11 protein-coding genes and 1 pseudogene are annotated in these 12,430 nt (G+C 35.5%); 2 read left to right on the top strand and 10 right to left on the bottom strand.

Annotated elements, in window-relative coordinates; all coding sequences use genetic code 11:
• Positions 1-151: 151 nt before the first annotated feature.
• Both H280_RS0114465 and H280_RS0114460 read right to left on the bottom strand, forming a co-directional pair.
• Complete coding sequence (locus H280_RS0114465; protein ID WP_020061853.1) at positions 152-472, bottom strand: hypothetical protein; 321 nt, start codon at positions 470-472, stop codon at positions 152-154.
• A 611-nt stretch (positions 473-1,083) separates the two neighbouring features.
• A pseudogene (locus H280_RS0114460) lies at positions 1,084-1,497 on the bottom strand (DUF2515 family protein); the annotation flags it as partial.
• Positions 1,498-2,019: 522 nt separating this feature from the next.
• Here H280_RS0114460 and ppsA point away from each other — a divergent pair.
• A complete protein-coding gene (gene ppsA, locus H280_RS0114455) occupies positions 2,020-4,635 on the top strand; it encodes a phosphoenolpyruvate synthase (protein ID WP_020061851.1) in 2,616 nt (871 codons plus the stop codon).
• A gap of 178 nt (positions 4,636-4,813) precedes the next feature.
• Here the strand turns inward: ppsA and H280_RS0114450 are convergent, their stop codons facing one another.
• The 7 genes from H280_RS0114450 to H280_RS0114420 all read right to left on the bottom strand — a co-directional run bounded on the left by H280_RS0114450 (position 4,814) and on the right by H280_RS0114420 (position 9,681).
• A complete protein-coding gene (locus tag H280_RS0114450; protein ID WP_020061850.1) occupies positions 4,814-5,380 on the bottom strand; it encodes a GNAT family N-acetyltransferase in 567 nt (188 codons plus the stop codon).
• 30 nt (positions 5,381-5,410) lie between these two features.
• Positions 5,411-6,244 carry a protein phosphatase 2C domain-containing protein gene (locus H280_RS0114445; RefSeq protein WP_020061849.1) on the bottom strand — a complete coding sequence of 278 codons (834 nt, stop codon included), beginning with the start codon at positions 6,242-6,244 and terminating at the stop codon, positions 5,411-5,413.
• Positions 6,228-6,698: an HIT family protein gene (locus H280_RS0114440; protein ID WP_020061848.1), complete on the bottom strand. Its 471-nt coding sequence runs from the start codon at positions 6,696-6,698 to the stop codon at positions 6,228-6,230. Before H280_RS0114440 ends, H280_RS0114445 begins: the two co-directional genes overlap by 17 nt.
• 88 nt (positions 6,699-6,786) lie before the next feature.
• The gene (locus tag H280_RS0114435; protein ID WP_020061847.1) at positions 6,787-7,149 is read right to left on the bottom strand and encodes an NIPSNAP family protein; all 363 of its coding nucleotides are present in this window, start codon (positions 7,147-7,149) and stop codon (positions 6,787-6,789) included.
• A gap of 35 nt (positions 7,150-7,184) precedes the next feature.
• On the bottom strand, positions 7,185-8,237 hold the full coding sequence (locus tag H280_RS0114430) for a P1 family peptidase (RefSeq protein WP_020061846.1): 1,053 nt from the start codon (positions 8,235-8,237) through the stop codon (positions 7,185-7,187).
• Between the two features lie 148 nt (positions 8,238-8,385).
• Complete coding sequence (gene clpP, locus H280_RS0114425; RefSeq protein WP_020061845.1) at positions 8,386-8,961, bottom strand: ATP-dependent Clp endopeptidase proteolytic subunit ClpP; 576 nt, start codon at positions 8,959-8,961, stop codon at positions 8,386-8,388.
• 24 nt (positions 8,962-8,985) lie between these two features.
• Entirely contained in the window at positions 8,986-9,681 is a 696-nt protein-coding gene (locus tag H280_RS0114420) for an RNA polymerase subunit sigma-70 (RefSeq protein WP_020061844.1), read from the bottom strand.
• 166 nt (positions 9,682-9,847) lie between these two features.
• Here H280_RS0114420 and H280_RS0114415 point away from each other — a divergent pair, with 166 nt between their 5' ends.
• On the top strand, positions 9,848-10,168 hold the full coding sequence (locus tag H280_RS0114415; RefSeq protein WP_020061843.1) for a 2Fe-2S iron-sulfur cluster-binding protein: 321 nt from the start codon (positions 9,848-9,850) through the stop codon (positions 10,166-10,168).
• Between the two features lie 104 nt (positions 10,169-10,272).
• Here the strand turns inward: H280_RS0114415 and H280_RS0114410 are convergent, their stop codons facing one another.
• The gene (locus tag H280_RS0114410; protein ID WP_020061842.1) at positions 10,273-12,381 is read right to left on the bottom strand and encodes a HelD family protein; all 2,109 of its coding nucleotides are present in this window, start codon (positions 12,379-12,381) and stop codon (positions 10,273-10,275) included.
• Between the last annotated feature and the right edge of the window lie 49 nt (positions 12,382-12,430).

The following is a 12,430-nucleotide window of genomic DNA, read 5'->3' as shown; positions in this document are numbered from 1 at the left end:
GAAAATGTTTTTATGGTACAAAAGGAACTAGCCCTCACACCCAAAAATAAGGAGAGGTACCGTCAGCATTTCGGAAAAAACCACGCTAATTACAAAATACAATAAGCTGTCCATATGGACAGCTTATTTACACAATTTTCGTTAGCGGAAGTCATTTTAAAATCTTACATGTGGACTTTTTCCTTATTCCAACGATAAACCACCAAACTAAGGCTAGAAGTAGCATGAGAAGCGGTATTCCCTGAATACAGAAGAATCCTTTCCAAAAATCAAGTTCAGTACTGTCTGGGGGAGCTGTTGCCATTCCACCTATAAAAAAAGCCGTTGGAATTGCGAGTATATTTATCCCTAAACAGATCATTACGAATGACAGGTTTTTTTCCTTGATTTTTTGTAAATCAGACTTGATAATTACAAATATTCCAGTGCCAAATATAAGAAACAGTATTCCATAAAATTTAATATAACCCATAATACCCCTCCATGACTTTAATTGTACCATCAGTAAGGACGATTTTGTACAAAATTGGATGAATAGGATATTCATGTAAAGTATCATTATCAGCAGTAACCAACTCCCAGAAAACCCTTCATACCAAGAGTCTTCCAGCCTTTCGTTCCTCCGCTGTATGCGGAATTTCATACATACCTGTCACAACAGCATTTAGTAATTTAAACGGTTCTCGTAGCCTGCATGAAATCCTGTATATCTTTAACGTATAAAATCCGTGTTTGGTTGTCAGTACCCAACAGGTTATTGTTGGAAATAAAAGTAAGTCTATGACCTGTTTTTACACGTTATCTCAGCTGTACCCCTTTATAAGGGTTCAACTCATCTTTTCTATTTTGGATACTTTGCTTCTTTACGAAAAAAATAATCAAATGCTTTTTTCAAACGTGCAAAAACTTCTTGCAACAGCTGAGAAGGCATTTCCTTTAGAAAAAGATACGTATTCTTGTCTAATGTAAGTTGTCTTTGTTTTGCTTAAATTTAGTTTTTATAAAAAAGAGCTGTATAAACAGCTCTCAATTCGAAACAAATGTTACTTTTTAAAAATGGATTATTCTTCTCTTGCCTATTTTTAATAACCAGTTCCCTCGTTCTAGAAAAGAAAAAAAGGTGAGTTGATCTTTTTCTGACAATAGTCTTGTATATAACTCCCCTTTTAAATCAGTCATATTCCAACCTCCATTACGCGATACCATATGCCCAAGTAATGCCCATTGTATTTCTGGGTATCGGCGGTAAAAACGATAATAAACGTGCGTTCGCGTCACATTATTTTTGTTGTGTCGTCTTGTTTGTTCTTTTATTTTATGAATTATCATTGTTTCTTCTTCTGTTAACTTCCATGTTTTAACGGGAAGTTGTTTGTTTTCACATTTTTTCTTTAACTTGTTTTTCACATCTAAAAGAGAATGCGGCATTGTTTTGGAAAAGTCGTTCCATTTCTTTTTCCGATCGTTGTAGTGCATTCCTCTTCCTCCCGTTAACATGAATGTTCTTGTATCATTTTATTACGAACGCTTTGAATAAATAATGACTGTTTCTTATCGCTATGAAGGGGTCACGTCACCAAAAGTAAAAAATCGTACATTATCAAGACTTAAATTGAAAAAATCCTAATAAAAAAGGACAATACATGTTTTATATAACTAATATGTATTGTCCTTTTTTCAATTAAAGATCCCTATTAGTGAAGTAACACAGGCAACACCTATATATTATTCAAATCAATTCGGAATCTGATGACCAAAGTATTTACCGATTTTCTCAAATTCAGACATTCTACGACTTATCCCAACTTCGGACAAAAATCAGTTTTCTTTGGTTATTCCATACCTGTCGATTACAGGCGAGACGAAGAAGTCAGTTTACTATTTTATGGTAGAATTTAGTTGTTTTTTGAACTCTTCCTAAATTAATTATAGCATTTAAAAAATGGTTAATATAGACTTTTTATTCTCATTTACTACTGCTAAAATCAATAGAACATTAATGATTAGGAGAGATGTAGAATGAGTTCTTTGGTTCTCGGTTTTCAGGAAATGGAAAAAACGCAGCTTTTGCTCGTTGGTGGAAAAGGGTTGAATTTAGGGGAATTATCAAAAATTGAAGGAATACAAGTACCAGAAGGATTTTGCGTTACAACAGTGGGATATCAAAAAGCCATCGAACAAAACGAAACGTATTATGCTTTGTTGGATCAACTAACAATGCTAAAATTAGAAGATCGAGATCAAATTGGTGAAGTCAGCAGGAAGATTCGACAAATCATTATGGAAGTAGAAATTCCTTCCGATGTTGTGAAAGCAGTTACTCACTATCTCTCCAAGTTTGGTGATGAGCATGCTTATGCAGTGCGTTCTAGCGCGACTGCTGAAGATTTACCACATGCCTCTTTTGCTGGTCAACAAGACACCTATTTAAATATCATCGGCAAAGAAGCAATCATGCAGCAGATCAGCAAATGTTGGGCTTCCCTATTTACGGATCGAGCGGTAATCTACCGTATGCAAAATGGATTTGACCACAGTCAAGTTTATTTATCCGTTATCGTTCAAAGGATGGTTTTTCCGCAAGTTTCAGGGATTTTATTTACTGCTGATCCGATTACTTCTAACCGAAAGCTGCTATCAATCGATGCCAGTTATGGGCTTGGAGAAGCACTGGTCTCTGGCTTGGTATCTGCCGATTGTTATAAAGTACAGGAAGAGGAAATCGTCGATAAGATGATAGCAACCAAAAAATTGGCTATCTATGGACTAAAAGAAGGCGGAACAGAGACCCAGCAGATCAATCCCGATCAACAAAAGACTCAAACACTTACTGAACAACAAATTTTACAACTAGCACGCATAGGAAGACAGATCGAAGCTTATTTTGGTTGCCCACAAGATATCGAATGGTGTTTAGTTGATGATACATTCTATATTGTCCAGAGTCGTCCAATCACTACTTTATACCCCATCCCTGAAGCCAATGATCAAGAAAATCACGTCTATGTATCTGTTGGTCATCAACAAATGATGACCGATCCCATGAAACCACTGGGAATGTCTTTATTCCAGTTAACATCTTTTGGACCCAGGTTTAAAGCTGCTGGAAGGTTATTTGTTGATATCACGCATAATCTGGCTTCGCCTGTCAGCAGAAAAACGATAATAGATACATTGGGACAATCTGATCCGCTCATAAAAGACGCACTCATGACTGTAATAGAGCGAGAAGATTTTATAAAATCACTACCAGATGATAAAAAAGAACAGAGTCCCAGTAAGAGCAATAAAAGTATATCGTCTTCAGGTTTTCAAGCAAAAATCGAAAACGATCCAACAATCGTTTCTAATTTGATTACGAGTAGTCAAATATCGATAGAAGAGTTAGAACAAAACATCCAAACGAAATCAGGATCAGATTTATTTGATTTTATTCTAGAAGATATCCAGAAATTAAAGAAGATTTTATTTGACCCACAAAGTTTGGGTGTGATTATGGCTGCTATGGATGCTTCAACATGGATCAATGAAAAAATGAACAAGTGGTTAGGTGAAAAAAACGTAGCAGACACGCTTTCTCTATCTGTACCAAACAATATTACTTCAGAAATGGGTCTGGCGCTATTGGATGTTGCAGATGTGATTCGTCCTTATCCAGAAGTAATTGATTATTTACAACAAGTAAAAGATGATAACTTTTTGGATGAACTGGTTAAGTTTGATGGTGGACAGGAAACACAAGACGCTATCTATGATTATCTCAGCAAATACGGCATGCGATGTACCGGAGAAATCGATATTACTAAAACTCGTTGGAGCGAAAAACCAACTACACTTGTCCCAATGATTCTTAGTAATATCAAAAACTTTGAGCCTAATGCTAGCAATCAGAAATTTGAGCAAGGGCGACAGGAAGCTTTGAAAAAAGAACAAGAGTTATTAGATCGATTAAAGCAATTACCGGATGGTAAATTAAAAGCCAAAGAAACAAAACGAATGATCGAACTAATCCGGAATTCCATCGGTTATCGTGAATACCCAAAATACGGCATGATTAATCGCTACTTCGTTTATAAGCAGGCTTTACTAAAAGAAGCTGAACAACTCGTAAAAGACGGCGTTATTCATGAAATTGAAGATATATACTACTTGGCTTTTGAAGAACTTCAAGAAGTCGTCCGTACAAATAAACTTGATTACCAGATCGTTTGCAAACGAAAAGACGATTACAAACTATATAAAAAACTAACGCCTCCACGTGTTATCACGTCTAATGGTGAAATTATTACGGGTAAGTACAAACGAGAAAATCTCCCAGCCAAAGCGATTGTAGGTCTACCTGTTTCTTCCGGAGTTATAGAGGGGCGAGCACGTGTCATCTTAAACATGGAAGATGCGGATTTAGAAGATGGAGATATATTAGTCACCTCCTTTACTGACCCTGGCTGGACACCATTATTTATATCCATAAAAGGTCTAGTCACCGAAGTTGGTGGACTGATGACCCACGGAGCAGTTATCGCACGGGAATATGGCTTACCAGCAGTTGTCGGAGTAGAGAATGCTACCAAACTGATAAAAGATGGGCAACGAATTCGCGTGCATGGAACAGAAGGGTATATCGAAATGTTGTAATCGCCGAATACGTCCAGATTTAATTAGTGGAGGTAGTACTAGCGTTCTTACAACTAGGGGCAAATTAGCATTCCATATAGGAGAAATGCTAATTTGCCTCTTCATAATGAATTTATATAGTTAACTTTACGAAAAAGGTCATTCATTGTTTAATTGAAGGATTATAAGTATGTCCACATTATTTATAATCCTCATGTAAAACACTATATATTTCTAAATCAACAATCCCCTTCCCAGACCATAATGTAGCTTGTCTTAATAATCCTTCTTTTATGAACCCGTTCTTTAAAAGTACCTTCTTTGATATATCATTTACTGGCATTACTTCAGCTTGTATTCGATTTATATGGACATCCTCAAATAAAAATTTTACAACTGTTTGAACCGCCTCAGACGCAATCCCTCTCCCCCAGTATTCTTCTGCTAAAAAGTATCCGATTGTGGCCATATTTACCTTGCGATTAAAATCTAATGTTTCAACAATTCCAACTAATGTATCACTTTTATTCTTTTGAAAAATTCCCCATTTAATTCTACTCTGCTTGTCATAGTCTCTCTCAAAGTGTTGAATCATTTTACTTACCGTCTTTATATTATGCTTCGGTATTATTCCACAGTATTCAAATACTTTATCGTTACTATAGATTGCATATAGGTCCTGCAAATGAACATCTTCAATTTTCTTTAATACTAAATTCGTAGATTCCAACATCGGAAATTCTTCAAAAACAATTTCTAAATCCATGTTATCCTCCTTCTTTACAAGAATTAAACTTTACTTTTGAAATATTTGATCACTAGGATAAGTAGATGGTAAAGAATTGATATAATCCCAGCTTATAATCGTCGCACTATCTCTTCCTTGCTGCTGATGTACATGCTGTAATACTTTTTCAATACAATCCGTTAGTTGTATAGTCTCTCTATTTGCATAGAGATCAGTATATAAGTTGCATGGTTTTTCGTAATATTGTTCACCGCATTCTAATACACCATCCGTCACCATTACAATACGGTTATGTCCAGTACGCAATTCTCGAACTCCAGATGAATAACAAGGAACTGGTAATGAAAATGTATTGATAAAGCCAATCCATTCATAGAAGTTTCGTTGATTCAAAGTATACTGACCTAATTTATGTAATTCATCATGCAGAAGATATACGAGACAATCTCCAATGGATAACCACCAGAGATAATTTTCTTTTCGTACACAAATTAAACAAGCTGTTTCTCCTTTTATACGCCGGCAAGATTGTTGAAATGATTCAGATTGAAAAATAGATAATATATGTTTTTCTACAGAGTTAAATACCGTTTCTATCGGCTCATTTAACAAGACTTTTAGATTAGAAAACTCATTTTGCATCGTTTTTACTAATAATGCTGTACTTTCCGCGCTATAGTGTGCATCTAAAATCATAGCAAGTTCCCAATCGTTATACGCCCACACTAATGCTCCGTCTTCGTTCTTTTTAGCACCAGCGATTTTGTTCCCGCCATATCTCCCAATTATTACATCACCGCATTGATCAATATTTACTTCATCGATACACATCTCTTCATTCCCTATCCATGTAAACTGCTGAGGTTTATCCATTATATTCATATACATTCACCAAATACATTTTAATCCTTTCACATAATTGTTCAATTTCTTTTTCTCTTCCTAGAGGCGCCCCTGGCCATGTTGCAATTTTTGTTGGAGACCAATATTCTTTTGGAGTGTTCGGATAGCGCGGAATAAGATGCATATGCATATGTGGTACGCCATTTCCAGATACAAATGCATAAATATGTTCCGCACCCTCGCATTCTTTTAAAGCACGGCTTACTCTACTAACAATGAGCCCGAATGTTTGCGCTTCTTTTTCATTTAATTCCGCCAATCCTGGTGTATGTCTTTTCGTATCGATCATCAAATAACCTAAATATGTTTCCTCTCCCTCCCAATACACATGTCCAACATAGACAAAGTCATCTTCGTAAATGACACCGCCTGGCACAGATATACTTCCTTCGTGTTTGTTACAAATAAAGCAATTTTGATCGTGAGAAAACATATATACTCCCCCTATTTGTATACTCCTAACAAAACTGGATCAAGTTTGAACAATCGTGCCTTTTTCATAAAAAAAAGAATACTTAAAATTACTCATTCATATGTGATTTGGTTCCCGTTACAGTTGATTCTAAAGCTTCGTTTCTCATCTCCAATATATATTCCTTTAACACACGCTCTCTTCCACCGTGTTTTTCGTACCAGTCATGAATCCGTTTAAGATGAGCCTGATCACTTCTAATTTTGGATTCAATTTCTACATAATCCTCATAACTATCATATTCCCATATAGCAAAAACTTCGGCGGTGCCATCACCATTATCTTTCATCCATCGCCCTATTAGCCGTGAACCGCATTTTAATTGATTAGGTAAGTTCGTTTCATTAAAATGAGTGTTAAAAATTTCAACAAACTCGCTTTTTACAATATAAAACTTCCTTCTATAAAACATAAAGGCCCCCTGTCGATGACAATACATTACCTAGTTTAAGATTTTAAGATTTCTACTAACTTGTCTAACGGCAATGCATGTACTTGTCTCTCTTTTTGTCCTGTTATCGTTTCTGCCATACACATAGAATTAACAATTGCTTCTTGAACAGATTCAATCGCCGCCTCAAAAATAAAATCTAACTGTTCTGATGGAAACATATCGAGAGGATAAGGAGTTTCATTATCGTAAGAATAGCAATTCCCCGTTGAAAAAGTTAGGAAGAAATCCCCACTACCTTCTTCTCCAATACCACCTAATTTAGCCATTGCTAGCGATGCTCTTTTTGATATTCTTTCACATTGTGAAGGTAATAACGGCGCATCTGTTGCTACTGTAACGAGAAGAGAGCCTGCATTTTCCGGAGTGCTCCATGGTAATGGAATTTCCGTTTCATTTAAGATACTGCCAACGGGTTTATGATTAAGAACAAAATCTTCTCTTCTACCAAAATTGGTTTGTACAAGAGCCCCGACTGTATAAGTCCCTGATTCACATTCAATAACGCGAGAAGAAGTGCCAATGCCACCTTTAAATTCAAAACAAATCATTCCTGTACCGCCGCCGACATTTCCTTCTTCGACCACGCCAGATTTGGCATGAGAAATCGCTTCTTCTAAATCCTCATATGTCATGGATGTTTTTTCTAAATCACTTAACCATCCATCCCACGTCTCTGCAACTATCCCATTTGAGAAAGGCTCTAAATTTTCGATTCTTCTTGTAGCACGTGACAGAAAATGATGTGCTAATCCAAGCAAATGACTACCAGTAAAAACAATCGGAGTTACAAGAGTACCTGTTTCATCAATCCAATGACTTCCTGTGAATTCACCCGTTCCATTAAAAGAGAAAAAACCTGCTGGAAAATGTGATCCAGCTAGATTCCCGTTGTTAGGGAGAATGACGGAAAGTCCAGAACAAACATCTTTATCTAAAATTGTTTTGTGACCGACGATAACACCTTCTACATCTGTAATTGCATTAAATGTTCCTGGTTTTAATTTTCCAATATGAATATCTAAATTTCTTAATCTTTTTCTTTGCATAGTAACCCCTTAAACAATATGTATTTTATATATTAATAAGGAAAAATATATAATATTTTCATTTTATTCCATGAATTGAGAAAATTCAATTGTTTATTATTCAAAAAGAGGTTATTGAACAATACCTTTCAATAACCCCTCTTCAGCTTTAACCGATAATCCCATCTACAATACCGTATGTTTTTGCCTCTTCTGCACTCATAAAGTAATCCCGTTCTGTATCTTTTGCTACTTTCTCAACTGGCTGTCCTGTTTTATCGGCAATAATTTGATTGATATGTTCTTTTAATTTCAAAATCCGTCTTGCTGAAATCTCAATTTCAGTTGCTTGCCCTTGCGTTCCGCCGAGTGGCTGATGAATCATAATTTCACTATTTGGCAAAGCAAATCGCTTCCCTTCTGCTCCCGATAGTAACAATAATGCTCCAAACGAAGCTGCTAGACCGATACATATGGTTTGCACATCTGGCTTAATATAATTCATCGTATCTAAAATAGCAAAACCTGCAGAAGTTGAACCGCCAGGACTGTTAATATAAATAGATATGTCCTTCTCTGCATTTTCTGCCGTTAAGAATAATAACTGCGCTACAACACTACTGGCAACTTGATCATTAATTTCTTGCCCAATCATAATAATTCTATCCTTTAATAACCGAGAATAAATATCATATGAACGTTCTCCAAGTTTCGTTTGTTCTATCACATAAGGAATCGCATTCATAAAAATCCCTCCATCATTTTTTGTTTAAGCAGCACATGAGAAACAGTTGTAAAAAGATTTTTTGTGTAATAAAAGGAATGGTTGTTGTTGTGAGATTTTTGAAAATTTCAGTGTTGGCATGAGTTCTATTAATAACTCTGGCCTTTGTTTCCGAATCGCTTTTACGAGTATTTCCATATCTTCTTCCATGTCTTTTGAAATTACAAAACGTTCCTCTTCTTTTATCGTTTTCAGTTTGTTACGTGTTCGAAACAAGGAAGCTTTTACCGCTCCTTCTGACATAGAAGTAATAGCTGCAATATCAGCTAAGCTATATTCAAACACATCCTTTAATAAGAAAATGACCGTTTGCATTTCATTTAAACAAGATAGTATCGTTTCGATTAAATCATATAATTCAGCAACATTTTCATGCGGTTCATAAGAAGCTTCTTTATCGCTTTCTGTTTCATATGCTTTTGTTCGCATTTGATCCAGCCATTGATTGCGAGCTACTTTGTACAGCAACGTTAAACAAATACTTTGCTTCCATTCCATATCCGTATATTTTTTTAACACTTTACATATTGTTTCTTGTGCGAGATCTTCTCCATCCCATTTGTTTTTCGTTAAAAACGTACAATAACGCTTTAGTTCTGCATAGTGTTTAATAATGATTGATCTATTAGATTGTTGAATTTCTAAATTAGGTTGTAACATCGACTTTCTTTTCGTATTCAAAGTGATCACTCCTTTTAAGCGCGCTTATTTAATAAACGATCCAACAAAGAAAAAAGTTACGGAAGTTTTGAAATTATTTATAATAAATTTTATTGCTCTTACGTTTACCTTTTACAGGGTAAGGTGATAATTATGTTATTCATATTTTATAGAAGGAGAGTATAAAATGCCAAAAATAACCGTTCTTGGAAGAGGTACTTTTGAAGTAGAAACAGGAACAAAATTAGTATTGGCGCTAGAAGACAATGGTGTAAATATTCTTCATCACTGCGGCGGTAAAGCTAAATGTACAACTTGCCGATTGGAAATATTAGATGGTGATTTTTGTGAGCCTGGTAAGGTTGAAAAAATTGCATTTGCGGAAAAAGGTGTAGAAGATCACTTACGCTTATCATGTCAAGTATATATAAATCCAGACATGACAGTTCGTCCTGTTTTAACAGTAGAAAACTCAGGAATGGATGCAGGACCACGACCTGCTGAGTAAACATGCTTTTTAGAACAATTTATAAAAATAGCTATAACGCTAAAAGTAACATGAAACATAGCGTACTTTCAGAGCCATAGCTTGTAATTTCATTTCCTTCTTAATTAAACATCGATCCTTTCTTCGTACAACTCTTTTGGAATTTGTTGAATTAAAGGTGAACATGTCCCCGAATAAAAAATCCATAAGTCATGTAGCGAGCGAGTACACCCGACATATAACAATTTTGCATCTTGCTTTGTTTGTTTATAATGAGTTTCATCTACATCCATAAGCAGTACTGCGTCAAATTCTAATCCTTTCGCTAAATAAACAGGAACGACTGAAATACCGCCTTCATATTTACTTTGATTCGCTTCTATTATATTTGTAGAAATACCAGCTTCTGTGAGTTTCCCATATATTTCACGGCATTCTTCCTCTGTACGTCCGATAATCGCAATCGTTTTTACATTTTGTTCTTGCATAGTCTTTACAGTAGATAGAATAGATTGCAATTGATCTTTTGTTGAGACGACTTTTACATTTTCACCACTGCGAAACACAGGATTAGCAAGACCTACTGGAATATTTGCTGTTTGAATCACTTCATTTGCAAAATAAATAATTTCTTTTGTTGAGCGATAACTTCTCGTTAATTCAAAGTACTGTGCGTTGTGATCAAATACATCTTGAAACTGTTTCCAATCATCGATACCTTGATACTCATGAATCGCTTGTGATAAATCACCTAAAATAGTAAAAGAATTACCTAGCGTTATTTCTTTTAAAACGGAAAGTTGAAATGGTGAGAAGTCTTGCGCCTCATCAATTACAACATGATGAAATTTCTGTCCAATCTTTATGCCTTCTAAATAGTGATGAATATAAATAAGCGGTGCTAAATCTTCTAGTGCCACTTCTTTTTTTCGGCAGTTTTTCGCTGTTTCTTGTACGAGTTCAGCTGGCAACACACTTACAATATCATCTTGTTTCATTAGCATACTGTAAAAGGATAATGCAGTCATCTTCGGCCAACATTTTAAATAACTATTCAGTCTTTGGGTTCCTTGTTTCTTAAGTTGTTTCTTTTTATTTGTATCTGAAATCATTTTGAGTTCCATCTCAATCCAACGCTTCATGCGAGCAACAATTCGCTCTCTTCGCTTTCCAACTGGATAATGTTTATATTCTGCTTCAAACCATTGCTGAATGATTTGTCCATGCAATACCGAACCATCCCAAGGTTCAAAATTATTCGTTGGCACTATACTTTTCTCGTAGTTGGGTAGACTTTGCTTGATATATAGTTGAAACGTGATTGATCCTTTTAATTTACCAGCCATGATATCATCTTTATTTTTATGAATGGAAAATGCTTGTTGTAATTGTTTATCGGTATTTTTTACAAGCGCACTATTTTCTAAAGTATGTAATGCCCAATCTTGAAACGTAGTTTGATAAATGTCGCCAACACCAAGCTCTGGTAACACGCTGGAAATATAATCGAGAAATATACTATTTGGTGCAAAAACAATCATTTTCTCAGCCTTAATTTGCTCTTGATATTGATAAATTAAAAAAGCAAGACGATGCAGAGCAATCGTTGTTTTCCCACTACCTGCAACACCTTGAATAATAAGAGGAACATTTTTTTCAGCACGGATAATATCATTTTGTTCTGCTTGAATTGTTGAAACAATATCTTTTAATTTGTTATCCTTATTTTCTCCTAAACGATAGAGAAGAAAATCATCTGCTAGTGAGAGATCCTCACTTCCTCTTACATATGTATCCACAACACGTTCGAGTGTTTGTTTCCTAACAGAAATATTGCGTTTTAAGTGAACAATTCCTTCAACGATTCCTTCTGGAGAATCATAAAAAGCTGCATCTTCTCCTCCTGTAAATGAATAAAACATACTGGCAACAGGCGCCCGCCAATCAACAACGATTGGTTGCTGCGTTTCTTCGTCAGAAGCACCTACTTTACCAATATAAACTGGTGCTGGCTCTGCATGCCCTTCTTCTTGAAAGTCTAATCGTCCAAAATAAGGTTCTTCACTGGCAATACGAAATCTTTGACGATTAGATTCTCGCATCGTTTCAAGCACTTGTTCTGTAAAATTTTCTCCATGGTAAACTGGAATACTCTCTAGTTTCTTCAATTGACGATTAATTTGTGAAAGCGTGTGATTTAATTTCCCTAACTCTAGTTCATAAATGTCATTCATTTTGGAATTCCCTCCCATTCGTTGGAATTTTCAGTCGAAGATTAATTGT

It is taken from the genome of Bacillus sp. 123MFChir2 (genome assembly GCF_000383235.1).
In the GTDB taxonomy this organism is placed as follows: Bacteria; Bacillota; Bacilli; order Bacillales; family Bacillaceae_G; genus Bacillus_A.
The sequence above is the reverse complement of the archived record's forward strand: the minus strand, read 5'-3'. Positions and strand labels throughout refer to the sequence as shown.